This is a genomic window from Streptomyces javensis, from assembly GCF_039525925.1.
Lineage (GTDB): Bacteria > Actinomycetota > Actinomycetes > Streptomycetales > Streptomycetaceae > Streptomyces > Streptomyces asiaticus.
This window is the reverse complement of record NZ_BAAAIF010000033.1, coordinates 38,498-65,031: the sequence shown is the minus strand read 5'-3', so window position 1 is coordinate 65,031 and position 26,534 is coordinate 38,498. Positions and strand designations below refer to the sequence as shown.

The 26,534-nt window shown below is 72.9% G+C and carries 15 protein-coding genes; 10 read left to right on the top strand and 5 right to left on the bottom strand.

Features of this window, described 5'->3' with window-relative positions:
- Window positions 1-14 precede the first annotated feature (14 nt).
- From ABD329_RS26710 to ABD329_RS26700, 3 genes are all read right to left on the bottom strand, one after another.
- A complete protein-coding gene (locus ABD329_RS26710; protein WP_198276967.1) occupies window positions 15-1,886 on the bottom strand; it encodes a CASTOR/POLLUX-related putative ion channel in 1,872 nt (623 codons plus the stop codon).
- 107 nt (window positions 1,887-1,993) lie between these two features.
- Complete coding sequence (locus ABD329_RS26705) at window positions 1,994-4,780, bottom strand: SpoIIE family protein phosphatase (protein ID WP_425574382.1); 2,787 nt, start codon at window positions 4,778-4,780, stop codon at window positions 1,994-1,996.
- A 152-nt stretch (window positions 4,781-4,932) separates the two neighbouring features.
- Window positions 4,933-5,307, bottom strand: coding sequence for a hypothetical protein (locus tag ABD329_RS26700; protein WP_198276966.1), 375 nt, complete (start codon window positions 5,305-5,307; stop codon window positions 4,933-4,935).
- Between the two features lie 242 nt (window positions 5,308-5,549).
- Between ABD329_RS26700 and ABD329_RS26695 the strand changes: the two genes are divergently transcribed.
- Both ABD329_RS26695 and ABD329_RS26690 read left to right on the top strand, forming a co-directional pair.
- Window positions 5,550-6,911 carry a Gfo/Idh/MocA family protein gene (locus tag ABD329_RS26695; protein ID WP_198276965.1) on the top strand — a complete coding sequence of 454 codons (1,362 nt, stop codon included), beginning with the start codon at window positions 5,550-5,552 and terminating at the stop codon, window positions 6,909-6,911.
- A gap of 58 nt (window positions 6,912-6,969) precedes the next feature.
- Window positions 6,970-7,653 carry a DUF4232 domain-containing protein gene (locus tag ABD329_RS26690; RefSeq protein ID WP_198276964.1) on the top strand — a complete coding sequence of 228 codons (684 nt, stop codon included), beginning with the start codon at window positions 6,970-6,972 and terminating at the stop codon, window positions 7,651-7,653.
- 17 nt (window positions 7,654-7,670) lie between these two features.
- On the opposite strand, the gene ABD329_RS26685 is transcribed toward ABD329_RS26690, so the two are convergent.
- Together ABD329_RS26685 and ABD329_RS26680 are read right to left on the bottom strand one after the other, a co-directional pair.
- A complete protein-coding gene (locus ABD329_RS26685) occupies window positions 7,671-14,048 on the bottom strand; it encodes an SDR family NAD(P)-dependent oxidoreductase (protein ID WP_344317003.1) in 6,378 nt (2,125 codons plus the stop codon).
- Window positions 14,049-14,130: 82 nt separating this feature from the next.
- The gene (locus ABD329_RS26680; protein WP_198281902.1) at window positions 14,131-15,477 is read right to left on the bottom strand and encodes a beta-ketoacyl synthase N-terminal-like domain-containing protein; all 1,347 of its coding nucleotides are present in this window, start codon (window positions 15,475-15,477) and stop codon (window positions 14,131-14,133) included.
- A 523-nt stretch (window positions 15,478-16,000) separates the two neighbouring features.
- Between ABD329_RS26680 and ABD329_RS26675 the strand changes: the two genes are divergently transcribed.
- From ABD329_RS26675 to ABD329_RS26640, 8 genes are all read left to right on the top strand, one after another.
- Entirely contained in the window at window positions 16,001-16,492 is a 492-nt protein-coding gene (locus ABD329_RS26675; protein ID WP_198281903.1) for an Lrp/AsnC family transcriptional regulator, read from the top strand.
- Between the two features lie 134 nt (window positions 16,493-16,626).
- Window positions 16,627-17,436, top strand: a complete 810-nt coding sequence (ddaH, locus tag ABD329_RS26670; protein WP_198281904.1) for a dimethylargininase — start codon at window positions 16,627-16,629, stop codon at window positions 17,434-17,436.
- Window positions 17,436-18,698, top strand: a complete 1,263-nt coding sequence (gene rocD, locus ABD329_RS26665; protein WP_344317002.1) for an ornithine--oxo-acid transaminase — start codon at window positions 17,436-17,438, stop codon at window positions 18,696-18,698. Before ddaH ends, rocD begins: the two co-directional genes overlap by 1 nt.
- A gap of 318 nt (window positions 18,699-19,016) precedes the next feature.
- A complete protein-coding gene (locus tag ABD329_RS26660) occupies window positions 19,017-19,613 on the top strand; it encodes a putative antibiotic biosynthesis monooxygenase (protein WP_198279589.1) in 597 nt (198 codons plus the stop codon).
- 79 nt (window positions 19,614-19,692) lie between these two features.
- Window positions 19,693-22,062, top strand: coding sequence for an aminodeoxychorismate synthase component I (gene pabB / locus ABD329_RS26655; protein ID WP_198279590.1), 2,370 nt, complete (start codon window positions 19,693-19,695; stop codon window positions 22,060-22,062).
- 26 nt (window positions 22,063-22,088) lie between these two features.
- Window positions 22,089-23,636, top strand: a complete 1,548-nt coding sequence (locus ABD329_RS26650; protein ID WP_198279594.1) for an AMP-binding protein — start codon at window positions 22,089-22,091, stop codon at window positions 23,634-23,636.
- Window positions 23,637-23,709: 73 nt separating this feature from the next.
- Window positions 23,710-25,299, top strand: coding sequence for a class I adenylate-forming enzyme family protein (locus ABD329_RS26645; protein WP_198279591.1), 1,590 nt, complete (start codon window positions 23,710-23,712; stop codon window positions 25,297-25,299).
- Window position 25,300: 1 nt separating this feature from the next.
- Window positions 25,301-26,518 (top strand): FAD-dependent monooxygenase, encoded by a 1,218-nt coding sequence (locus tag ABD329_RS26640; RefSeq protein ID WP_198279595.1) that lies wholly within the window; start codon window positions 25,301-25,303, stop codon window positions 26,516-26,518.
- The last annotated feature ends 16 nt before the right edge of the window (window positions 26,519-26,534 follow it).

Below are 26,534 nucleotides of genomic sequence, written 5' to 3'. Positions count from 1 at the left end.
CCCCGCGCCCGCGTTCAGTCCTCGGCCAGGACCACGACCGTATCGCCCTCCTCCAGGGTCAGTGGCGCGGTCTTGGACGGGTTGAGGTGGACTCCGTAGAGCGGTGGCTCGTCGCTGTGCCGGGCCAGCCGGTAGCCGATGGCCGTCTCACCGCGCTGGCGGGCGGCCTCGATGACGGTGGCGAAGTTGGCCTCCGCGCCGGGTATCAGATAGCTGGGCGCCGGTTTGAGGTAGATCTCGGAGCCCTCCGGGTCGAAGAGGTCGGCGAAGACCGCGTACAGATGGCGGTTCTCGGTGAGCTGGGTCAGCAGCAGGCTGATCACCTTGGTGGAGACGATGAAGTCGTCGGCCTTGGTGACCTGCGCGACCTCGCGGTTGGCGTCGTCGTGCATCTCGGTGACGATGGAGTACGGATCGCCCAGCTGGATCTCGATGTCGCGCAGGTGGAGCAGGGTGACCAGGGTGCGGTCGTCGGCGCGTCCGGGGTCAATCCCGTCGTCCGTCAGCACCACGATGTGGCGGTAGCCGTCCAGCCCGAGCGCCTCCAGCGACGGACGGCGGGTGGGTTCGCAGTACTTGAAGCCGACCGTGAGGTTCTTCAGCTCCCGGTTGGCCTCCTCCCGGGGCGGGCGCGCGGCCGCGATGTCCACCACCGACCCGGGTTTCACCAGGAGGTCGAGCTGCGCGATGATCTTCTCCGCGCGGGAGTTCCAGCCGATGAGCAGCGTCCGGTCCGGCATCGGCGGCTGGAACTCGGCCACGGCCATCGCCGGGCGCAGGACGCGGGGCCGGGTGGCCGCGGCCTTGATGAGCAGATCGTCCTCCGCGACCATCAGCAGTTGGTCCCCGCGCTCGATGACGGTGTCCATGGGCGGGTTGACCAGCGCCTCGCCGTCCGCGCGGCGCACGCCGATGGGCATCCCGAGCTCGAAGGCGTTCAGCGACTCCCCGTAGGTGGTGCCGGTCAGCGCGGGCTCGTCCCAGGGGTAGATCTCGTTGCCGACGAAGCTGAGCAGTTCGTTGAAGACGGTGGAGAGACCGGACTGGCGGTGGGACTGCACGATCAGCCCGACCGCGATGTCATCGGCGTCGATCACCAGCGCGGTGTCCCCCGCCGCCAGCCGGGCGGCCGCCAGGTTCGCCGAACTCTGCACGGCGGCCACCACATTGGGCCGGGTCCCGGTCCAGGCGCGGCTGTTCAGCAGCAACAGCGACTTGATGACGTCGATGTCGCTGTCGTCCCCGATGGGCGAGAGCACCATGATGGCCTTGGCGCTGTCCGGGCTCACCAGCTCCAGGTCGCCGCGCTGGAGCGGATTGCCGGAGCGGCAGACCACCCGGGTCTTGCCGGTGTCCGGGATGCGGCGCCGGATCTCGTCCTCCATGTCGACCTTGTCCCGGTCGGCGAGGATCACCACACAGGAGCGGCGCTCGCTCTGGTTGGCCTCCACCAGCTCCGCTATCACCGTGAAGACCTGCTCCGACCAGCCCAGCACAATGGTGTGGTGATGCTCGATCAGCCGTGAGGTGCCCTTGCGCAGCTGCTGTATCCGGGCCTCCAGGCCGGTGGTCATCACACCGATCAGCGCGCTGACGATGAAGATGCCGCCGATGGTCACCGTGAGCATGAGGACGAGGAACAGCGGCCGGCCGCTGTCCCCGCCCATCGTGCCCGGGTCGAGGGTGCGCAGCAGGCTCATCCAGACGATGCCCAGCCAGCCGCCGTTCTCCTTGGTGTCCTTGTGGGCGAAGGCGACCGCCGCCCCGGAGACCAGGGTGATCAACGCCAATGAGGCCAGCCCCAGCCAGCCGATCAGCGCCGGGGTGCCACGGTCCATCGTCCCGTCGAACCAGTACCGCAGCCGCTCCCGCAGCCTCTTGCGCATGCCGCATTCCTCCATAGCCCATCGCGCCGCCGGGCCCAACGGCCCGTGGTGAGCGGCGCTTTACGCCATGAGGGTGTCGTCTGACGGGGCTTCGGCGCCAATCGGGGTCAGCCGGGGAGGTCGGCCCACTGGTCGAGGAGGTCGTCGCCGGTGCGCTCGCCCAGCGGTGCCACCGGGGCGGTCAGCGGCTGCTCGGCCCAGATGATCTTGCCGTTGGGGGTGTAGCGGGTCCCCCAGCGCTGGGCGTACTGGGCCACGAGGAAGAGCCCTCGGCCGCCTTCGTCGGTGGTGGCGGCGCGGCGCAGATGCGGCGAGGTGCTGGAGCCGTCCGCCACCTCGCAGATGAGGGTGCGGGCGCGCAGCAACCGGACCCGGCTGGGGCGGCATCCGTAGCGGATGGCGTTGGTCATCAGCTCGCTGAGGATGAGTTCGGTGGTGAAGCCGACCTCCTCGAGATCCCATGCGCTCAGTTGCTCGGCGGCCTCGTTGCGGATGCGGGCCACCGCGGCGGGGTCGGAGGGCAGCTCCCATTCGGCGACGTGCCCGGGGTCCAGCAGATGGGTGCGGGCCACCAGGAGGGCGATGTCGTCGCCGGGGTGGGAGGAGGCCATGGTGTCGAAGACGGCCTGGCAGGTCTCCTCCGGAGTGCGCTCGGGCAGTCCGGCGAGGGTGGTGCGCAGCACGCCGAGTCCCTCGTCGAAGTCCCGGCCGCGGTCCCGGATCAGCCCGTCGGTGAACAGCGCCAGCCGGCTGCCCTCGGGCAGTTCGAGATCGACGGTCTCGATGGGCTCGCCGCCCAGGCCCAGCGGCGGGCCGAGCGGGACGTCGGGGAAGGTCACGGTGGAGTCGGGAAGGACCACCGCCGGGCCCGGGTGGCCGGCGCCCGCCATCGTGCAGCGGCCGGAGACCGGGTCGTAGATGGCGTACAGACAGCTGGCACCGCTGATCCCCGGGGCGTCGGTGCCCGCGGCGGCCTGGTCCTGGTCGAACCGGCTGACCAGCTCGTCGAGATGGGCCAGGAGTTCATCGGGCGGCAGGTCGAGCGCGGAGAAGTTGTGCACGGCGGTGCGCAGCCGGCCCATGGTGGCGGCGGCGTGCAGTCCGTGGCCGACGACATCGCCGACGACGAGCGCGACCCGGGCGCCGGGCAGCGGGATGACGTCGAACCAGTCGCCGCCGACCCCGGCCCGGGCGGGCAGATAGCGGTGGGCCACCTCCATGGCGTCCTGTTCGGGCAGGCCCTGGGGCAGCAGGCTGCGCTGGAGGGTGGCCGCCATCGCGTGTTCGCGGGTGTAGCGGCGGGCGTTGTCGATGGCGACCGCGGCGCGCGCGACCAGCTCCTCGGTGAGCGCCACGTCGTCCTCGTCGAACGGCTCGGACTTCTCCGAGCGCCAGAAGGTGGCGATGCCCAGGGTGACGTCCCGCGCCCGCAGCGGGATGGTGATCATCGAGTGGATGCCATATTTGACGATCTTGGTCGCCTGCTCGGGGTCCTGCTCCTGCCATCCCTCGTAGGTCCGCAGATCCGCCTCGAGCACCGGCCGGCCCGCGCCGAAGCCCAGCGCCTGGGGCACGGTGCCGCTGTAGGTGATCATCTTGCCGACCCGCCACAGCGGATGGTCGGACCGGATGCCACAGGTGGCGGTGCGGCGCATGGCGCTGCCCACGGGCTCGTCGCCGCGCAGCACGGGGTCCACGAGGTCGACGGTGGCGAAGTCGGCGAACCACGGGACGGCGAAGCGGGTCAGCTCCTCGGCGGTCCTTACGACATCGAGGGTGGTGCCGACCTTCGCGCCGGCCTCGTAGAGCAGCCTCAGCCGCCGCTCCGCCACTTCTGCCTTGCCGGACAGCGCGCGCAGTTCGGTGGAGTCGCGGAGCGTGGCGACGCTTCCGGACATCCCGCCGTCCCACCGGGTGGAGCGCTGGTTGACGGCCAGCAGCCGCTCCCCGGCCAGATGCACCTCGTCGGTGGCGACCCGGCCCGAGGCGAGCAGCTCGGCGGTGCGCGGCTCGATGCCGAGCTCGGTGACAGAGCGGCCCTCGGCGTCCGGGGGCAGGTCGAGCAGCCGGACGGCCTCGTCGTTGGCGAGGACCAGGCGGCCATGGCTGTCGACGATCAGCACACCTTCCTTCACGGAGTGCAGAACGGCGTCGTGGTGCTCGTACATGCGGGTCATCTGGGCGGGCCCGAGCCCTCGTGTCTGCCGCCGCAGCCGCCCGCCGACCAGCGCGGTCCCGCCGGTGGCGAGGGCGAGCGCACCGGCGGCGGAGCCGAAGACCAGCGGCAGCTGGCGCTCGACCCGGCCGCTCACATCGGCGGCGGTCATCCCCGCGCACACCACACCGGCCACGGTGCCGTCGCCCCTGTGGATCGGGACGGTGGCCTGGACCTCCCGGCCGAGGGGCCCCTGTACGGACTCGGTGACGATCTTGCCCTTCACCACGGGCCGCCAGTCGGCCACCAGCGTCTTGCCGATGTACTCCGGCTTGGGGTGGGTGTAGCGGATGCCGTGGGTGTTCGCCACGACCACGAAGTCCAGATGTGCCCGCTTGCGTGTCTCCTCGGCCCGCGGCTGGAGCAGCGTGGTCGGATTCTGGGTGCGCATCGCGGACGAGGTGCCCGGGGAGGTGGCGAAGGTCTGGGCGACGGCGGTGGCGCGGTTGAGCGCCTCCTCCTCGCTGTCGATACGGGCCTGGAGGATGAGCGCCGTCGTGGCCGCCACGATGAGCAGGCATACGAGCAGCACTTGGACAGCGAAAACCTGCCCGGCGATGCTGCGCACGCTCAAGCTGCGCAGGCTCAGGAGCGAGCGGAGACGCGTCCGGGAGGGGGTGTGCGGGGCAAGCCTGGATCGACCGATAACTCCGACCACGCACTCCTTCCTACCATTCATCCCCCTCCCGCCGGGAAGCCTCGTGCCGCACGATCCGTGCCCGTCCCGAACCGCGATACACATCGGCACGATATGTGGTGCCCCGGCTACGCGACGCCCACCATGACCCCCGCCCACGGGCGCCACCGGCCCCGTCGGGGCGAGGGGCGCCGTCACACATCGAGCCGGAGGGCCACCTCGCGCATCGTGGCCCTCGCGGATTCCAGATCCGCCCGCGCCCGGTCGGCCACCAGATAGAGGAAGACGCCCTGGCTGGCGCGCTGGCTGAGCGGACGGATCAGGTGGTACTCGGTGTCCAGCGTGACGACGATGTCCTCGAGGCGCTCCGGACTGTAGCCGAGCAACTCCAGAGTGGAAAGCTTGGCCCGCAGCACATCCGTGTCCCCGTAGGCCACCTTCTCCAGGTCCGGTCCCTGCGGGGTCTGGACAGCGCCCAGCGTGATCCGGCTCAGATAGTCGACGAGCGAGGCCGCGAGCGCGCCCTCGCACTCCATCACCTCGCGCAGCGACTCCTGGATATCGGTCATGGCCCGTCGCCCTCCCGGGACCTGTGAGGGGCACCGGCAGCGACCGGACACGTGCACCGCGCCGGGACCCTGGAGGTCATGTCCACACATTTCATCCTTGCACAGGGTCCGCCGGTACACCCCCGCGCGCGGCCGCCCCGGCGCCGCGCGGCACCCCCCGTGGTGGCGGGCGGCCGATCGTCCTATCCTGCGCAGGCGTTGATCGACTTCGGATTGAATCGTTTGCTTCCGCTGGAGGACGCATGACCGTCGGCAGCACCCCGTCCCGTGCCGTGGTGGTGGGCACCGGCTCCCGGGCCCAGATGTTCACCGAGGCGCTGGCCCGCCGCCCACGGCTGAGGGTCGCCGCGCTGTGCGATCCGAACCCCGTGCGCATCGCCCACCACCAGCGGCTGCTGAAGGAGGCGGGCGAGCCGGAGGCCGCCGCCTGGAGCCCGGAGGAGTTCGAGCGGCGGCTGCGCGCGGACGATATCCAGGAGGTGGTGGTGACCTGCGTGGACGCGCTGCACGACGCCTATATCGTGCCCGCGCTGCGAGCCGGCTGCCGGGTGGTCACCGAGAAGCCGATGACCACCGACGCGGCCAAGTGCCGCCGCATCCTGGAGACGGTCCGGGAGACCGGCAACCATCTGGCGGTCGCCTTCAACTACCGCTTCAACCCGGTGCACGAGGAGGTCCACCGGCAGCTGTCCGGCGGCGCCATCGGCGAGGTGCTGTCGGTGCACTTCGAGTGGCTGCTGGACACCCGGCACGGCGCCGACTACTTCCGCCGCTGGCACCGCGAGAAGGAGCACAGCGGCGGGCTGATGGTGCACAAGTCCAGCCACCACTTCGACCTGGTCAACTGGTGGCTGGGGGCCCGGCCGGAGGAGGTGTTCGGCTACGGCGGGCTCGGCTTCTACGGCCGTGCGGCGGGCGAGCGCAGCGGCTACCGGCGCGAGTACGAGCGGGCCCACGGCGCCGCCGCCGCCAAGGACGACCCGTTCGCGCTGGAGCTCGCCGAGAACGACGCGATGCGCTCGCTGTACCTGGACGCCGAGGGCGCGGACGGCTACCACCGCGACCGCAACGTGTTCGGCGACGACATCACCATCGAGGACGACATGGCGCTGCTGGTCCGCTATGACACCGGCGCCACCATGACGTACCACCTGACCGCCTACTCCCCCTGGGAGGGCTACCGGGTGATGTTCAACGGCACCCGGGGCCGGCTGGAGCTGGAGGTCGAGGAGAGCGCGTGGCAGCCGCCGCTGCTGGGCACCGCCTCCGGCCGCGGCACCATCCACGGCGACCGGGCCCTGGCCAACGCGGGCGGTCCGCGGCTGGTGCTGCGGCCGCTGTGGGAGCCACCGCGGGAGGTGGAGCTGCCGGCGTTCGACCACGCGGGGCACGGCGGCGGGGACGCGCGGATGCTCGATGTGCTCTACGGTCCGGTGGATCCGGCGGACGCCACCGGGGCGGCGGCGGCCGTGGACGCCTCGGACGCCTCCCGCCGGCGGGCCACCGAGGAGGACGGGGCGCTCGCGCTGGTCACCGGGCTCGCGGCGAACCAGTCGTTCGTCAGCGGAAGGCCGGTGGCCACGGCGGACCTCGTGACGCCGTAACCGGGGCGTTCGGTCCAACGCGGCTCATCCCGCCCGGCATTGGGGCAGGATGAGCCGCATGGACACGGAATCGATCACCACACCCCGGGCGCCCCTCTTCCGGGGCACCGCCCGGCACCGCCGAAGACGGCTGCTCGGCGCGCTCGCGGCGGCCGGTCTGCTCACCGCGTGCGGCACGCAGTCCTCGTCAGGAGTGGCCGCGGTGCCCGACGAGGCCACCTCACGCCCGGCGGGCCCCACCGTCTCGCCGGACGCCACCGCCCCCACCGCTCCCGCGGCCTGCCCCGACTCGGGGGTGTTGCTGCGGGCCGCGGAGGCCGACGCGGCGATGGGGCTGCGGGTGCAGCAGATCGAGCTGGTGAACTGCGGCACACGCGCCTATACGGTGAGTGGCCATCCGTCCGTCCAGGTGCTGGACGAGGACCTGGAGCCGCTGGAGGTCACGGTCAGCCACGGGGCCTCGGCCATCGCCACCCTCGACGGCTTCGAGACGGCCACCGGGCCGGTGCGGCTGAAGCCGGGTGAGCGGGCGGTGGCGCGGCTGGCGTGGCGGAATCTGGTGACGGAGGTGACGCGCCCCGCCGCCGACGGGCGCTATCTGAGGATCGCGCCGAACGGCGGCGGGACGGACGCGCAGACCGTGCCCGACCATGTCGACCTGGGCACCACCGGCAAGCTGGGCGTGAGCGCCTGGGCCCGCCCGGCCCCGGATTCCCCGGAGCGCCCGGGCGCCCGTCCCTAGCCCATCCCGCGCCTCCGTCAGCCCGGGGCGCCCAGCCGCTCCTCCGGCCGGTCGGCCGGGCCGGGCTCCAGCTGCTGGGCGAGCCCGGCGGCCAGGGCCGCCACGGTCGGATGCTGCCAGACGAAGTTGCCCGCGAGCTTGATGCTCAGCCCCGTCTCCAGCCGCACCCGCAGCTCCATGGCGAGCAGCGAGTCGAAGCCCAGTGACTTGAGCGGGGTCTGCGGATCGAGGGTGGCGCTGCTGAGCCGCAGCACGGCTCGGATGTGGTCGGTCAGATAGGACTCCAGCGCGGTGCGGCGGGCCGGACCGGCGGGAAGGGCGGCCAGCCGGGCGCGGATGTCGTCGGTGGTCTCCCGGGTGGCCGCCGGGGTGTCGTCGCCGGGGAGCAGCGGGGCGAACAGGGAGGACCGGCGGCCGGTGGCGGGGATCCAGGTGGCGGGTTCGCCGGGGATCACCCCGGTCTGCACCCGCCGATGGGCCAGCAGGGCGCCGAGCGCGCGCAGCCCCTCGTCCGTGGGGATCGTCTGGTAGCCGCGGTCGGCGAAGCCGGTGGCCACGCCGGTCTCGCCCCATGGGCCCCAGTTGACCGCGAGGGTGGGCAGGCCGCGCGCCGAGCGCCAGGCGGCGAAGCCGTCCAGCCAGGCGTTGGCGGCCGCGTAGGCGCCCTGTCCCGCGTTGCCGAGCAGGGAGGCCATCGAGGAGTACACCGCGAACCAGTCCAGCCGGTGCCCCTCGGTGGCCTGGTGCAGCCGCCACGCGCCGGTGGCCTTCGGCGCCCATACGCGGCGCAGCTGGTCCTCGCGGATGTTGGCCACGGCCGCGTCGTCGAGGACCATCGCGGAGTGGACGACGCCGTGCGGCGCCCCCTCGTCGGCGGTGGCGGCGGCCATCAGCCGCTCGGCCGTGTCCGGGCGGGCGATGTCGCCGGTGACGACGGTGATCCTGGTACCGGCGGCGGAGAGCTCGGCGAGCGTCCGCGCGGCGGCGCCGACCGGTGCGGTCCGTCCGTTGAGCACCAGGTGGCCCGCGCCCTGGCGGGCCAGCCAGCAGGCGGTGGCGAGCCCGAGACCGCGCAGACCGCCGGTGACGATGTACGTCCCGCCGTCCCGTACCGTGAGCGGTCCGTCGGGCAGCACCGCGTCGACCTGGCCCTCCTGCGGGATGGTGAGCACCAGCTTGCCGATGTGGCGGGCGCCGGCCATCTGCCGGAACGCGTCGGTGACCTCGGTCAGCGGATAGGTGGTGCAGCGCAGTGGCTTGAGACGGCCCTCGCCGACGGCGGTGAGCACCTCGCGCAGCATCGCCGCGTACTCCCGCGGGCGGTCCAGCTGGAGCTCCCTGAGGTCCACGGTGGAGAAGGTGATGTTGTGGCGCAGCGGGGAGAGTCCGAGCGGGGCGTCGGAGAGGATGTCGCGGACGCCGAGTTCGACGAAGCGGCCGAAGGGGCGCAGACACTCGAGACCGGCCCGGATGGCGGCCCCGGAGAGGGAGTTGAGCACCACGTCGACGCCCTCGCCCCCGGTGGCCGCCATGACCTCGTCGCGGAAGTCCAGCGACCGGGAGTCCATCACCCGGGCGATCCCCATCCCCCGCAGGAAGCGCCGCTTCTCCTCGCTGCCCGCCGTGGCCAGCACCTCGGCGCCCAGCAGCCGGGCCACCGCGATGGCGGCCAGCCCGGTGCCGCCGGTGGCCGAGTGGATCAGCACCCGCTCCCCCGCGGCCACCCGGCCGATGTGGCGCAGCGCGTACCAGGCGGTGAGGAACGCGATCGGCAACCCGGCGGCGGTGTGCGGGGCGAGGCCCTCGGGGAGGGGCGCGGTGCGGTCGGCGGGGACGACGGTGAAGGAGCCGAAGGCGCCGCCGTGCACATCGGCGGCCACCACCCGGTCACCGGCGCGTAGGTGGTCGACGCCGGGTCCCACCGCGCTCACCTCGCCCGCGCATTCGAAGCCGAGCCGGTAGCGGATGTCCTCATCACCGGGGAGCAGCCCCATGGCAGTGAGGACGTCACGGAAGTTCAGCCCCGCGGCGAGCACCCGCAGTTCCACCTCATCGGCTCCTGGCGGGCGGCGGGGGTTGGTGGTGAGCTCCAGGCTGCCGAGGTCGCCGAGGCGGCCGGCGCGCAGCCGGAAGCCGTCGGTGCCGCAGCGCACGGTGCGGGCGGCGGCGGTGGTGCGCTCGGTGTCGGTGAGCGGCGCGTGGTCCAGTTCGGCGGTGTAGCGGGCGCCGTCGCGCAGTGCGATCTCGTCCTCGGGGCCGTCGGCGAGGAGTTCGGCGGCGAGGGTGTCCGCGAGCTGGTCGGGGGCGGCCGGGTCGGTGTCCACGAAGGTGGCCCGCAGCTCGGGGTGTTCCAGTGCGAGCACCCGCAGGAGTCCGCGGAGCGCGCTCTGGCCCGGGTCGGCCAGGTCGCCGGGGACCACCGTGCGGGCGCCCGAGGTGGCGGCGTAGAGGCGGGGCGGTTCGGGGAAGCGGGCGGTGAGTGCCTGGGCGGCGGCGAGCAGCCGGCGGGTGCGGCGCAGTCCGTCCTCCGCGCCGCCCTCGGCGGGGTGCGGGCCGCAGACGAACACCACGGCGCGCGGCCGTTCCCCGGGGCGGGTGAGCCGGTTGGTGAGGGCGTCGCGGAACGCGTCGAGCCCCTGGTCGGCCAGGGGCACCTCCCACACCCGGGCGGTGGCACAGGCGGCGCGCAGGGCGGTGGCCACCGGGCGGGCGGTGCCGTCCGCCTCGCCGACGACCAGCCACCGCCCTGGTGGCCGGGTGGCCGGGGGCCGGGCGGCGCGCCGCCAGCCGACCTCGAGGAACCACTGGTCGACCTCGGCCGCGCGCTCCACGGCCCGGTGGACGATCCGCAGCCCGTCGACGGCCAGCACCGGCCGGCCGTCCGCGTCGAGCAGCCGGACGTGGCCGACGGTGGCTCCAGGGGTGGTCTCGGCGAGCCGGGCGTGGCAGTACACGGCGGTCTCGGGGTCGCCGAGGACGCGTACGCATCGCATCCGCGCGGGCAGCAGCAGCCGCCGGTCGCCCTCGTCGAGCAGCCCGGCGATGAGGAGCTGGGCGCACAGGTCGACCAGGACCGGGTGGACGCGCAGCCCGTGACCGGGCTCGCGGGCGGCCTCGGGGACCCGCACCTGGGCCCAGAAGCTGTTGCCGTGGCGGGACGCGGACACCTCGGTGATGCCCTGGAACGCCGGGCCGTGTGCCACGCCCCGGGCCCGCAGATTGGCGTACAGCGCCTCGGCCTCGATGGGCGCGGGATGGCGCAGGGCGAGGGTGCGGACGGAGGCGGCGCGGGAGCGCGGGGGTACGGCCAGTCTGCGGAGCACCGCGGTGGCCTGCCGCACCCAGGCGCCGTCCTCGTCACGTCCGAAGATCTCGCATTCGGCGCGGTCGGTGGCGGCGAGGGCCACCGTGGTGGACAGGTCGGTGTGGTCGGCGAGCCGCAGCAGTTCGCGGAAGCGCAGATCGGTGACCTCGACCTCCTCGGGCCCGGCGCCGAACACCTCGCAGGCGGCGGTCAGCGCGAGTGCGTAGGAGGCCGCGCCGGGCAGGACCGGGGCGCCGTGCACCCGGTGGTCGGCCAGCCAGGGCAGCGCCGCGGTGCCGGTGCGGGCGCGCCAGGAGTGGCGGACGGGTTCGCCGGGCACTTCGAGGTGCGCGCCGGGCAGCGTACCGGCCGAGGCGTTGTCAGCGGGGGCGGGGAGCGGGGTGTCGGCCCAGTGGCGGGTGCGGTCGAAGGTGATGGGCGGTACGTCGGCGAGTGCGGCGTCCGCGTACAGCACGGACCAGTCGACGGGCACGCCCGCGCAGTGCAGCGCGGCCAGCTGGGTACGGAAGGTGGTCGCCTCGTCCTCCTCGCGGCGGAGCGTGGGCAGGACGACGGGGCCCTCCACCAGACCGGCGAGTCCGGCCAGGACGGGGTGGGTGATGACCGGGTGGGGGGAGATCTCGACGTACACCAGGTGGCGGTCGGCCGCGGCGGCGGCGACGGCCGCGGAGAACCGGACCGGGTGGCGCAGATTGGCACACCAGTAGTCGGCGTCGAAGGCGGGCCGGCTGTGCGGATCGTCCAGGACGGTGGTGTAGAAGGGCACCTCCGGACGGCGGGGTTCGAGGTCGGCGAGTGCGGTGCGCAGATCGGCCAGGAGCGGGTCCACCTGGGGCGAGTGCGAGGCGACGTCCACGGCGATCGGCGCGGCGGGGACGGAGCGGGCCTGCCAGCCGGCGACGAGCCGTTCGATGTGTGCGGTGTCCCCTGCCACCACGGTGGAGCCGGGGGCGGCCATGACGGCCACGGTGACGGCTTCGGCGGCGCCGCCGCTGTCGAGTTCGGCCTGCACCTCGTCGGCGCCGAGGCCGACCGTGGCCATGGCGCCGTTTCCGGCGACGCGGGTGAGCAGCGCGGAGCGGCGGCAGATCACCTTGGCCCCGTCGGCGAGGGAGAGCGCCCCGGCCACCACGGCGGCGGCGACCTCGCCCATGGAGTGGCCGATGACCCCGGCCGGCTCCACGCCGTGGGCGCGCCAGGTGGCGGCGAGCGCGGTCTGGAGGGCGAACAGCACGGGCTGCACCCGGCCGCAGCCGGTCACCGGCGCACCGCGGCGGACGATCTCGAGCACCGAGAATCCGGACTCGGCGGCGATGAGGGCGTCGGCCTCGGCGAGCGCCTCGGCGAAGACCGGCTCGGTCTCCAGCAGCCGCCGCCCCATACCGGGCCACTGGGAGCCCTGTCCGGAGAACACCCAGATCGGTCGGCGGGCGACCGCGGCGCCCACGGCGCCGCTCACCACGGCGGGGTGGGCCTGCCCGTCGGCGAACGCCCGCAAGGCGCCCACGAGTTCGGCGCGCGAGGCGGTGGTGACGCCGAGCCGTCCGCAGCCGGCGCCGCGGCGCAGCGCCAGGGTGTGGGCGATGTCGCGCAGCGGGGTGTCCGCGCCGTCGCCCTCCAGCCAGTCCGCCAACCGGCGGGCGGCGCCGGGCAGTACGGCCGGGGAGCCGGCTGGGACGAGGAACACCCGCGGAACGGCGCGGGTGGCGGGCCGGGGCCGTGACGGTGCGGTGCGAGGGGCGGGCGCGGTGCGAGGGGCGGGCGCGGGCGGCTGTTCCAGCACCACATGGGCGTTGGTCCCGGAGAAGCCGAAGGAGGACACGGCGGCCAGCCGGGGGCCGGTCCGCACCGGCCAGAGGGTGAGCTCGCGGGGGATGAAGAAGCGCGTTCCCTCGGCGACGATGGCGGGATTCCACCGGGTGAAGTGCAGATTGGGCGGGATCTGCCCACGGCCCAGGCACAGCACGGCCTTGATCAGCCCGGTGACACCGGCGGCGGGCTCCAGATGGCCCAGGTTGGTCTTGACCGAGGCCAGGGCGCAGCGGTCGCGGCCGGTGCCGTAGACCCGGGCGAGGCTGGAGAACTCGACCGGGTCGCCGACGGGGGTGCCGGTGCCGTGGGCCTCGACCATGCCGACGTCGGCGGGGTCCACCCCGGCGCGGCCGAGCGCCTCCTCGTACAGGGCGCGCTGGGCGGCGGCCGAGGGCGCGGCGAGGCCGTCGGAGTGGCCGTCCTGGTTGACGGCCGAGCCGCGCAGTACGGCCAGGATCCGGTCCCCGTCGCGCAGGGCGTCGGAGAGGCGTTTGAGGACGACGATGCCGCAGCCCTCGCCGCGGACGAAGCCGTCGGCGGCGGCGTCGAAGGCGTGGCAGTGGCCGGTGTGCGAGAGCATGCCCATCCGGTCGAACGAGCGGGTGATCCGCGGCTCGAACATCAGGGTGACCCCGCCGGCCAGGGCCAGATCGCACTCCCCCGCGCGCAGCGCCTGGACGGCCAGGTGGACGGCGACCAGGGAGGACGAGCACGCGGTGTCCAGCGCCACCGAAGGCCCGTGGAGCCCGAGGAGGTAGGAGATCCGGCCGGTGGCCACGCAGTGCCCGTTGGCCAGGGCGGAGCCCTCCAGCTCGCGGGGGTGCCGGTCGAGCCGGTTCATGTAGTCGTTGTAGCTGAGCCCGGCGAAGACGCCGGTGGCGGTGGAGCCGAGCCGGTCGGGTGGCATTCCGGCGTGTTCCAGGGCCTCCCAGACCACTTCCAGCAGCAGCCGGTGCTGGGGGTCGAGGACGTCGGCCTCGCGCCCGGAGACGCCGAAGAAGTCGGCGTCGAAGCCGGACACATCGCGCAGGTATCCGCCGCGGACGGGCGGTGCGGACGCGGGCCGGGCGGTCGTGGCGGGGTCGGCCGCCCAGAGCGCGGCGCGCTCGGCGGGCGGTTCGCCGACGGCGTCGCGTCCGGCGGCCAGCAGCCGCCACAGGGCGGCGGGTGAGTCGGTGTCACCGGGGAGCCGGCAGCCCATGCCGACGATGGCGATGCGGCCGGGGGAACGGCCGGGGGCAGGAGTGTGCTGACGCATCGGGGTCTCCGTGGGTGGTGCTCGGCCCGGGGTGGGGGCCGTGAGGGGCCGTGGGGTGGAGATCGCCGCGGGGGTCACGGACTCAGGTGGCGTCCGGGCCGCCCAGCAGCATCGCGTGCTTCACGCCACCGATCTGGTAGTTGAAGCTGAGCGCGTGGTCGAAGTCGAGGGGACGGGTGCGGGTGCCGGGGACCGGGTCGAAGGGGAGTCCGTCCGCGGGCTGTTCGCAGTTGGCGGTGGGGCACACCTCGCCGAACTCCATCATCATCAGGGTCAGGGCGAGGCCGAGGCAGCCGGCGGGTGAGCCGTGGTGGCCGAAGCACCCCTCCTGGGAGGACATCAGTACGGTGGGGTCGGGGCCGTAGAGCTCCCTGATGGTGTTGGCCTCCAGGGCGGTGACGGCCGCGCCGCCGTCGCTGGCGCCGTTGATGTACGGCACCTGCTCGATCCGCCAGCGGTCGCCCAGGCAGAGTCGTACGGCCCTGGCGAGCTGGGCGCCGGAGTCGTCGGCGGCGAGCGGGTTGGCCAGGCCGTCGCGGGTCATGGCGGCGGCGAGCACCTGGCCGTAGAGGTGGGCGCCGCGGCGCGCGGCGTGCTCCCTGCTCTCCAGGACCACGGTGGCGGATCCCTCACCGTGGTTGACGCAGTCCGCGCGCCGGTCGTAGGGGCGCATCAGGGAGTCGAAGGACGGCAGCAGATCGGGCATTCCGGCGGCGTCCATGCCGTCGTAGGCGTGCTGGGCGCCGTACAGCAGCCGCTGGCCCTTCCGGATCAGGTCGACGTTGAAGACGTCGACGCCGGTCACCACCGCGAGGTCGGTCTCACCGGTCGCGATGAGGCGGCGGGCGTTGCCGATCTGTACGGCGGCGGAGGAGCAGCCGCAGGAGACGGTGAAGCAGGGGCCGACGGTCCGGGTCAGCGCGCCCTGGACGACGGCCACGTCGGAAGGGGACACGGCCTGTTCGGCGGCGACGAACATCTCCAGGGCGTCGAGGGTGGTGGCCGAGTCGGGGTCGATGCCGAGCAGGGTGAGATAGCTGTCCACATTGGCGTCCACGCTGCCGCGGCCGACGAGCACGGCCGCCTCGCACAGATCGCCGGTGGCCAGGTCGAGTTCGGCGTCGGCACACGCCTCGACGAGGGAGACCAGGCCGTAGCGGTGGGCGTTGGTGTAGTGGCGGGAGAAGAATTCGGGGATGTCGGGGAGGCGCTGCTGGAACTGCTCGGCGCTCAGATGGACCGAGCCGTAGTGGCTGTCGTGCCGGTCGAGGACGGAGCGGCCCCGGGAGGCGATGTCCCACACCTGGGCCGCGGTGAAGACGGGTTCGGCGCCGCCGGGGAGGCAGAAACCCAGGCCGGTGACGACGGCGTCGCGTGGGTTTCCGGGGCCCCCGGGGGCCGGCCGGGGTGGGTGCCGGCGCGGGCTCACGACGCCCTGCCGGATCTGAGGAGGGTCATGACGGTGGTCCCTTTCGCTCACACCGGAGTACGGGGCCGCAGGTACGGCGAGTCGCCGAATGCACGGTGCGACCGCCGGTGTTCCGGAATCGGTTTTCATGGTGAATTCGGCGCGTGCGGCGCGGCGTTGGACGTACTTGAAGCCTTTCCCCGTTGGGCGGTGAGCCCCTCCGCCGGAGAGCCGCTCATCGTCCGGAAAGGACAGGTGGAATAGTTGACGCTACGCCCGGGAGGACAGGGGCCGGTAGGTGGTGTCGTATCACCGCGGTGGATTCGGCCGTTCCGGCGTACCGCCCTTGTACCCCCGGAGCCCATACCGCGCGACCCCGGAGAAAAGGGGGCTCGCGCCCCGGTTCACGCCCCCTCTTGTGGAATCTTTCTGAAAGAGCGTAGAGAAAAAGAAGCCTCAGGCACTCACTGAGTATGGGGCGGTTTTGAGTGCAGGGAAGAGGCCCCTTCGCGCACGGGGCGAAAGACGCAAAGGATGATGAACGATGACACATCAGGCCGTACCGTTCGACGATCTGGACCGCAAAATCGTTGCGGCGCTGGTGGCCAACGCCAGGACCAGCTTCACGGAGATCGGCTCCGCGATCGGCCTCTCGGCCTCCGCGGTCAAGCGCCGCGTCGACCGGATGCGGGAGACCGATGTGATCACCGGATTCACCACCACCGTGCGCCCGGCCGCCCTCGGCTGGCGGACCGAGGCGTATGTCGAGGTGTACTGCGACAGCGCCGCGCCACCCCGGCGTCTCGCCGAGGTCGTGCGCAACTATCCGGAGATCATCGCGGCGATGACGGTGACCGGCGGCGCGGACGCCCTGCTGCATGTCATGGCCACCGATGTGGAGCATTTCGAGGAGGTGCTCGAGCGCATCAGGGCCGAGCCCTTCGTCCGCCAGACGATCAGCTACATGGTGCTGTCGCACCTGCTCACGGGCAGTGCGGAGGCCGGTGCGGCGCCCCCCGCGACCACGGCGCAATGAACCGCCGCGAACCGGCCCCCGCACGCAGCATCGGTGCGCCGACGCGCAGTTTTCCTTCCTTGTCTCCCCTCTCCTCCGCTTTCTACCGTTGATTCATCCCCCCGGTCGCCCGCGGAAGCGAGAGGAATCCTCCGTTGCCCCTTACGCGTGTGCCGCGCCCCAGGCGCTTCCTGACCTGTGCCCCCAGATATTTCGATGTGCGGTATGCCATCAATCCCTGGATGCGTGAGGACACCGAGGTCGACACCGACCTCGCCCAGGCGCAATGGGAGACGCTGATCCGCACCTACCGCGACCACGGCCATCGGGTCGAATTCATCGAGCCGGTGGCGGGACTGCCGGACATGGTGTTCGCGGCGAACTCGGCCCTCGTCCTGGAGGGCCGAGTCTTCGGCTCGCGATTCCACGCACCGCAGCGCCGGCCGGAACAGCTCGCCTACGAACGGTGGTTCAAGGCGGCCGGATTCGACGTCCATCCGCCGGAATCGGTGTGCGAGGGCGAGGGCGACCTGGTGCCGGCCGGGCCCTACGTCCTGGCGGGCACCGGCTTCCGCACCACCCGGGCGGCCCATCAGGAGGTGCAGGAGTTCTTCGGGGTGCCGACCATCAGCCTGCTGCTGGTGGACCCGTACTTCTACCACCTGGACACCGCGCTGTTCGTCCTCGACGACCGGAACATCGCGTACTACCCGGAGGCGTTCTCCCCCGGCAGCCGTGAGGTGCTGGGGCGGCTCTACCCCGACGCGCTGATCGCCACCCGCGACGACGCCATGGCCTTCGGGCTCAACTCGGTCTCCGACGGCCGGCACGTCTTCGTCGCGCCCCAGGCCACCGGGCTCATCGACCAGCTCACCGACCGCGGTTACGTCCCCGTCCCCGTCGACCTGTCGGAACTGCACAAGGCCGGCGGGGGCATCAAGTGCTGCACACAGGAGATCCGCTGATGACCGCCACCACCCCCACCGCCTCCGGTTCCCCCGCTGCCGCGGCGGACGGTACCCGCGCCGCCCGCTCCTCGCGGGAGCTGATCCGGGCCGAGGACACCTCGCTCGCGCACAACTACCACCCGCTGCCCGTGGTCGTCGCCCGCGCCGAGGGCGCTTGGGTCCGGGACGTCGAGGGGCGCCGCTACCTGGACATGCTGGCCGGGTACTCCGCCCTCAACTTCGGCCACCGCCACCCGGCGCTGATCGAGGCCGCCCACCGCCAGCTCGACCAGCTCACGCTGACCTCCCGGGCCTTCCACAACGACCGGCTGGCCGGGTTCGCCGAGGGGGTGGCGGAGCTCACCGGGCTCTCCATGGTGCTGCCCATGAACACCGGCGCGGAGGCGGTGGAGAGCGCCATCAAGGTCGCCCGCAAGTGGGCGTACGAGGTGAAGGGCGTCGCCCCGGACCGGGCCACCATCGTGGTGGCGGCCGACAACTTCCACGGCCGTACGACGACGATCGTCGGCTTCTCCACCGACCCGGTGGCCCGCGACGGCTTCGGCCCGTTCGCGCCGGGCTTCCGCGTCGTGCCGTACAACGACCTCGCGGCCATGGAGGCCGCCGTGGACGAGACCACGGCGGCGGTCCTCATCGAGCCCATCCAGGGCGAGGCGGGCGTGGTCATCCCCGATGACGGCTATCTGCGCGGGGTGCGCGAGCTGGCCCGGCGCACCGGGACGCTGTTCATCGCCGATGAGATCCAGTCCGGTCTGGGCCGCACCGGCACCACGCTGGCCGTCGAGCACGAGTCGGTGATGCCGGATGTGCTGCTGCTCGGCAAGGCGCTGGGCGGCGGCATCGTGCCGGTGTCGGCGGTGGTGGCCGACCGTGCGGTGCTCGGGGTACTGCGCCCCGGTGAGCACGGCTCCACCTTCGGCGGCAATCCGCTGGCCGCGGCGGTCGGCTCGGCCGTGGTCGATCTGCTGCGCACCGGTGAGTTCCAGCGCCGGGCGCGGGAGTTGGGCGAGGTGCTGAGGGCCGGACTGGCCGCGCTGACCGGCAAGGGCGTCGTGGGCTACCGCTGCCGCGGGCTGTGGGCGGGCGTCGATGTGGACCCCGCGCTCGGCACCGGCCGCGAGGTGAGCGAGCGGCTGATGGCCGAGGGGATCCTGGTCAAGGACACCCATGGCTCGACGATCCGCCTGGCACCGCCGCTGACCATCAGCCGTGCGGAGCTGGAGGGGGCGCTGGCGGCGCTGGAGAAGGTACTCGGCTGACCGAGGCTCATCGAGCCGACCCAGCCGATCGGGCTGATCGATTGATCGAAACCACGAAGCGCCGGGCCGCATTACGTCTCATACGGCCCGGCGCTTCATCATGTTCAATGCCGCTCGGAGATTCTTTATCGGCGGCCCGGTAGCGGCCCCGCCAGAACCTCGAACCGTAGGTAACGCCCAGGTCACGGCGGCCTTTCCAGGTTTTTATGTACGTTGTTGAGCATTCCACTGTTCCCGATCGCACGGTGTGGAACACTTCGTGTCATCTCGCCGGACACACAGGTGAAGATAACGGCACGGAAAGGAGTTGCGGCTGGAGTGGACAGTGAACCGGTCACGGTGACTGCCGCATACCGGGTGGACCCCGGCCGCGAAAGTGAGTTCTATGCCTGGGCGATCGAGATGCTCAATGCCGCGGCAAGCCTTCCGGGATATCTCGGAGGCGGGGTGATGGGATCCGGTTCGACCTCCTCGGAGTGGCACGTCCTCTACCGGTTCGAGGCCGAAGGCCCGGCTCGGGCATGGGATTCCTCGCTGGCGCGCGCACGATTGGCGTCCCGTACCGGGCCCTTCGTCGAGGAAAAGGGAACACAGCGCACCTCGGGACTGGAGAACTGGTTCAAGGGGCCGGTGCGGCCGCTGCCGCCACCGCCCAAATGGAAGCTGTGGCTGGTGAATCTGAGCGCGGTCTTCCCTCCGGTTCTCATCTTCAATGTGCTGGTGATCCCATTCATCAAGGACGCCAATTTCCTGCTGCGGACGCTGGCGTTGTGTCTCGGTGTGACCGCGATGGTGACCTGGCTGGTCATGCCACGGCTCCAGCGGCTTCTGAAGAAGTGGCTCTACCCGCCGCTCCAGTCGATACGGGGACGTCACAGGCGGATGGCGGTCGACGGCCCACGCGCTCGCCGGTAGGTGAGTTGGGGTGTCGCGGCCCGAGGACCGGGGCGGGTGATACCCGGTCGGTTTTCTCATCGCAAGGAGGCAAATCCGGATGGAATCGCTGAGGACACTCCTCGTCGATCATTACGACTCGTACACGTACAACCTCTTTCATCTGCTGACCGAGGTCAACGGCGAGGAACCGGAGGTGCTTCTGCATGACGCGCCGGAGTGCGCGGACATCGATCTCTCCGCGTTCGACAACATCGTGCTCACCCCCGGCCCCGGCCATCCGGCGGATCCCCGGGACTTCGGCGCCACCGCCCGGCTGATCGAGCGGTCGTCCATCCCCGTGCTGGGGGTGTGCCTGGGGCACCAGGGGATCGCGCTCGGCGCGCAGGCGCGGGTGGTGTCCGCGCCCGAGCCCAAGCACGGGCACCTGTCCCGGATCAAACACGGCGGGCGCGGGCTGTTCCGCGGCCTTCCGCAGGACTTCACGGCCGTGCGGTACCACTCGCTGTGCGTGGCCGAGCCGCTGCCGCTGGGGCTACAGGGCATCGCCTGGTCCGAGGACGGTGTGCTGATGGGGCTGCGGCACCGGGCCCGTCCACTGTGGGGCGTCCAGTTCCACCCGGAGTCGGTGCTGACCGGATACGGCCACCGCATGCTCAGCAACTTCCGCGATCTGACCATTGAGCACGCCAACGGCGAGTCAGTGACGTCCACCGTGACCCCCGGCTCCGCCGAGGAGCCGCGCCGCGCCCGTACGGCCTCCAAGGCGGTGAAAGCGGCCAAGGCGGCCCAGACGGCCACCGCGCCGGGCTCACCGCCCAGCCCCGAGGCGGACCCCCGGACCGAACTGGCCCGGCCCGCTCCCCGGAGCGACGCTCCGGCGGAGCCGCCCCGGGAGGGCCCCGGCTACCGGCTGCACGCCCGGTGGCTGGCCGACGCCACCGACACCGAGGCGGCCTTCACCCGGCTGTACGCGGAGGCGCCGCACGCGTTCTGGCTCGACAGCTCGCGCGCCGAGTCCGGTGAGGCCCGCTTCTCCTTCCTCGGGGACGGCACGGGCCCGCTCGCCGAGTTCGTCCGCTATGACACCGGCACCGGCGGGTGCGAGGTCGAGCGGGCGGGACGGCCCGCCGTCCGGGTCGAGGGCAGTGTCTTCGACTACCTCAAGCGGGAACTGACCCGCCGCCGGGTCAAGGCCCCCGATCTGCCCTTCGACTTCACCGGCGGCTATGTGGGCTACTTCGGCTACGAGCTCAAGGCCGACTGCGGCTCCGCCAACCGCCACCGGGCCACCACCCCGGACGCCTGCTGGCTCTTCGCCGACCGGTTCGTCGCCGTCGACCACCAGGAGGGCGTCACCTACATCTGCTGCCTCGCCGAGGACACTCCGGAGGGCCACCGGAAGGCGAAGGACTGGCTGGACACCACCGTGACCGTGCTCAGCGGGGTGCCGACGCTCACCGGACCCGCCCCGCGGCCACCCGCCCTCGCCACCACGGCCGCCGTGGAGCCCTGGCTGGTGCGGGACCGGGAGCGGTATCTGGCCTCGATCGAGGCGTGTCTGCGGGAGCTGCGCGCCGGGGTCAGCTATGAGATCTGCCTGACCAACTCCGCCTGGCTGCCGGCCCCCAGTGACTCTTACGCCTTCTACCGGGCCCTGCGGCGGTTCAACCCGGCGCCGTACGCCGCCTATCTGCGGTTCGACGGCACCGATGTGGCCTGCGCCTCCCCCGAGCGCTTTCTGCGCATCACCCCCGACGGCACCGCCGAGGCCAAACCGATCAAGGGCACCGCACCGCGCGGCCAGAACCCGGAGAAGGACGCGCGGGCACTGGCCGCCCTCGCCTCCAGCCCCAAGGCCCGTGCCGAGAACCTGATGATCGTGGATCTGCTCCGCAACGACCTGGGGCGGGTGTGCGCTTCGGGCAGTGTGTATGTGCCACGGCTGATGAACACCGAGACCTACGCCACCGTCCACCAGCTGGTCTCCACCGTGCGCGGCCGGCTGCGCACGGAGACCACCTCCGTCGACTGCGTCCGGGCCTGCTTCCCGGGCGGCTCCATGACCGGCGCGCCCAAGCTGCGCACGCTGGAGATCATCGACTCGCTGGAGACCGAGGCCCGCGGGGTGTACTCCGGCGCGCTCGGCTACCTCAGCTGCAACGGCGCGGCCGACCTCAACGTCGTCATCCGCACGGCCGTGTTCACCGGCGGCCGGATGCACATCGGCGCGGGCGGCGCCATCGTCCTCGATTCCGATCCGGCCGAGGAGTACGAGGAGATGCTGCTGAAGACCGCCGCCACCATGCGCGCCTACCAGGCCGTGGAGCCCGCGACCGGCGGAGAGCCCGGGTCCGGCGGGGAGATCGGGTCCGGCGGAGAGCCCGGGTCCGGCGGGGAGATCGGCGATCTGCTGGTGGCCGCCGCCGCGGCGCCGCCCGCCCCCGCGGCGAAGGAGCTCGGCCGGTGACCGCCGTATCGGTGTCCGCCCCGCCCATGCCCGTCGGGCCCACGGTCTCGGCCAATGTGGCGGCGCACCTCGCGGCGCTCGCGGACCGCCGCGGCTGGTCCGGCCGGGCCGCCTTTCTCGAGGGCCACCGGGGCTGGACCCACGGCGAGGTCCACGACCGCGCCGAGCGCGCGGCCACGGTGCTGGCGGGCCGGGGGGTGGCGGCCGGTGACCGGGTGCTGCTGGCGTTACCCGACGGCATCATGTGGGTGACCACGTTTCTGGCCGCCGCCCGGCTGGGCGCCGTGGCGGTGCTGGTCAACCCGGCGCTCACCGCCGACGACCACCGCTTCATGGCCGAGGACTCGCGTACCGCGCTGGCCGTCTCAGGGCCCGGTCTCCAGGACCACTTCGACGGCGTTCCCTGGCTCGGCGCCGACCAGCTGTCGGCCCTGACCGGCCCGCCCGCCACACTGGGCTCGGCGGCCCCGGCCCCGGCGGCGGAGCCGGTGACGGCCGCCACCCCGCTGTACCTCCAGTACACCTCCGGGACCACCGGCCGCCCCAAGGCGGTGGTCCACAGCCATGGCGACGTGGCCGCCTATCACGACCTGGTCGGGCAGGAGGTGCTGGACATCGGCCCGGCGGACGTGGCGTTCTCGGTGTCCAAGCTGTTCTACGCCTACGGCTTCGGGAACGCCTTCGCCTTCCCCCTCTTCTCGGGGTCGGCCGCGGTGCTCACCGCGGACCGCCCCGGTCCCGCCCTCATCGACGACCTCGTGGCCCGGCACCGGGTGACCCTGCTGTACTCGGTGCCGTCCTCGTACGCCGCCCTGGTGGACGAGCGCGGCACCGGCCACGCGGCCTGCTTCGCCTCCGTCCGCGCGGCGGTCAGCGCGGGCGAGGGGCTGCCGCCCGCCCTCGGCGAGCGGGTCGGTGAGCTGCTCGGCGCACCGGTGCTGGAGCAGATCGGCTCCACCGAGGCGGGCCACGCCTTCTGCGCCAACACGGTGTGGGACAACGCCCCCGGCACCCTGGGCCGTCCGGTGCCCCGCTTCGAGCTGGAGCTACGGGACCGCGAGGGCGCGGTGGTGGCGAACGGCGCCGACGGCTCGACCGAGGGCGAGCTGTGGGTGCGGGGCCCGACGGTGGTCACCGGCCGCCCGGAGGACGGCGGTTGGCTCGCCACCCGGGACCGGGCCCGGCGCGGGCGCGACGGGACCTATCGCCATCTGGGCCGGGTGGACGACCTGGAGATGGTCGGCGGGATCACCGTGTCACCGCTGGAGGTCGAGGAGGTGCTGCGGCAGCACCCGTCGGTGCGGGAGGTGGCGGTGGCGGCCGTCCCCGACGAGCGGGGCGCCACCCGGCTGCGCGCCTATGTCGTACCGGCGTCCGACGCGGGTGGCCGGACGGGCGACCCGGCCGGCCCGTACGCGGTGGACGAGGAGACGCTGACGGCCGATCTGATGGCGCTGGCCCGGCGGCGGCTCGCCGCCTACAAGGCGCCGCGCACCGTGCGCCTGGTGGCCGCGCTGCCGCGCACCCCGACGGGGAAGCTGCGGCGCCATGTCGTCCGCACCGGCCGCTGGTGACCGGTCAAACCGGCTTGCCGGTCGGCCGGAGCGCGCGACCCCCTGACCGACTTCCAACGATGAGGACCTCGATATGTTGCAGCGGCTGCTCCCCGAGCGCGGGTTCTATCTGGGGCTGATGTTCCAGGAGGCCGCGGCCCGGCACGGCAGGGTCAGGGTGACCCTGGACCGGCCACTGGACGTCGCCCCCGACGCCGGTACCGACCTCGGGTACACCGAACTGGCCGATCTGGTCGACGACCTGGCCGCCCGGCTGTGGTCGGCGGGGGTGCGCCCGAGTGAGCATGTGGCGATCCTCAAGGGCGACAACGTCGACATCGTGCTGCTGACCTGTGCCGTCTCCAGGATCGGCGCGGTCCCGGCGCTGCTGTCGCCGTCCCTGGACGGACAGGTGGCCGCGGTGCTGCTGGACCGGCTGCACGCCCCCTGGCTGATCACCGACCAGGCGACCCTGGAATCCACGCTGAGCACGGTGGACACCACCCTGGCCCGGGGCGTGCTGACGGTGGGCGAGGCGCCCGGGAACACCATCGCGCTGGCCGCGCTCGCCGGGGTGCCGCGCCGCCCGGCCATCCGGCTCCACCCCGGGGAGCCCTCGCTGATCACCCACAGCTCGGGGACCACCGGGATACCGAAGCTGGCCGTGCACTGCCCGCACACCATGTGGAACCGGCTGGTGCCCCAGCAGGCGCTGGGCCGGGCCACCCGCGGGGAGGCGGCCGCGCTGCACATGTCGTTCGTCCACTCCCGCTTCTACCACCTGCTGGGCGTACTGCTGCACTTCGGCAGCCCGCTGCTGCTGCTCGTCGACCCCGACCCGGCCCACGCCGGCCCGCTGCTGGCGGCGCACCGCCCCGGCATCGTGGAGACGCATCCCAACACCTATGTGCTGTGGGAGGACCTGGCCGACGCGCCGAACGGCCCGCTGTCCAACGTCCGGGCGTACGGCTCCACGTTCGACGCCATCCACCCCCGTACGGTGCGGCGGCTGCTCGCCGCGTCCCGGCGCCGCGACCCCCGGCTGATGCAGCTGTACGGGCAGAGCGAGACCGGGCCCATCGCGTTCGGCTGGTACACCCGGCGGGGCGCGGGCCGGGTGCAGGCGCGGCGGGTGGGCACCGGCATCCCCGGCTTCACCCGGATCCGGGTGGTGGACGAGCGGGGCCGCAAGTGCCCGCCGGGTGCGGCGGGGGCCATCGAGGCCCGCACCCGCGGCCGGATCCTCACCTATCTCGGCGCGCCGGAGAGTTACGTCCGGCAGGTGGACCGGGGCTGGTGGCGGATGGGCGACATGGGCTATCGCGACCGGTGGGGCGCGCTGTATCTGCTGGACCGCGAGGTGGACCAGGTCGCCACCGTGGACAGCACCCTGGAGGTGGAGGACGAGCTGCTGTCGCGGTTCGCCGACCTCCGGGAAGTGATCATCGTCCACGGTCCGGGGCGGGAGCCGGTACCGGTGGTGTGCACCCGGGGGAACGAGCCGCTGGACCCCGACAGCTGGCGGCGGGCGACCGAGGATCTCCCCGCGCTGGCCGAGCCGGTGCAGTGCCGCTTCGAGGATCTGCCGCGCACCGCCACCTGGAAGATCAAGCGGCTGGAGATCGCCCGGCAGCTCGCCGCGGGTGAGCTGCCCACCCTGTCCACCGCACCGGTCGGTGGCTGACATGGCGGCGGGCGAGGACAGCGGCCCGGTTCTGGTGGTGGGTGCCGGGCCGGTCGGGATGACGGCGGCGCTCACCCTGCGCGCCGCCGGACTGCCGGTCCTGGTGCTGGAGGCCGGGGCACGGGACCGGGCGCGGCCCGGGAGCCGCGCGCTGTTCGTGCACCGGCGGTCGCTGCGGCTGCTGGAGCGGGCCCGCCCGGGGCTGGGCGCGCGGATCGCGGCGTACGGAACCACCTGGCGCACCCGGCGCACCCTCTACCGCGGCCGCGAGGTGTTCGCACGGACCTTTCCCGGGGTCTCAGCGGACGACGGCGCCGCGGCCCTGCCCGCGTTCACCAGCCTGCGTCAGGTCGACACCGAGCGGTTCCTCCACGAGGCGTGTGCGGAGGCGGGCGTGGAGTTCCGCTTCGACACCGAGGTGGGCGAGGTGCGCGCGGACGGCGACGGGGTGACGGTGACCGCGAAGAACGGCGGGAGCTGGACGGCCGGCCGTGTCATCGCCGCCGACGGGGCCCGTTCGGGGGTGCGCGGGGCGCTGGGCATCCCGCTGGAGGGCACCCGGTCCGACGGCTATCACGTGGTCGTGGACGTGGCGGATCCGCCCGGCGGCGACCTGCCGGTCGAGCGGGTCTTCCACTACGAGCACCCCGGCACCGGCGGTCGCACCGTGCTGCGGGTGCCGTTCACCGGGGGCTTCCAGATCGATCTCCAGTGCCGCGCCGACGATCCGCCGGAGTCCTTCGCCACCGAGAAGGCGCTGCGCCGCTGGCTGCCCCGGCTGGTGGGCGAGGACTGCGCCCACCGGGTGCTGTGGGTGTCGCGGTACCACTTCCTGCGCAAGGTCGCCGCGTCGTTCGCGGATCCGTCCGGCCGGGTGCTGCTGGCGGGCGAGGCGGCGCACCTCTTCCCGCCCTTCGGCGCCCGCGGCATGAACAGCGGGATCGCGGACGCCGTCGCGGCGGCGGAGGCGGTGTCGGCGGCATGCTCCGAGCCATCGCGGGGACCCGCGACGGTGGCCGGGTACGCCTCCGCCCGCCGGAGCGCGGCCCTCTACAACAGCGAGGCCGCCGGTGCGGCACTGGACCACCTGCGGCCCCGGCCGTGGAAGCGGGCGGCCCAGCGCGCGGCGGCCGCGCTGTCGCCGGTGGTCCCCCGCTGCGGGGAGTGGCTGGAACGCGCCCCCTACGGCCCCCGGGGCGGCCCGGCGCGCGGCTATTGACCGGCAATCCAGCGAA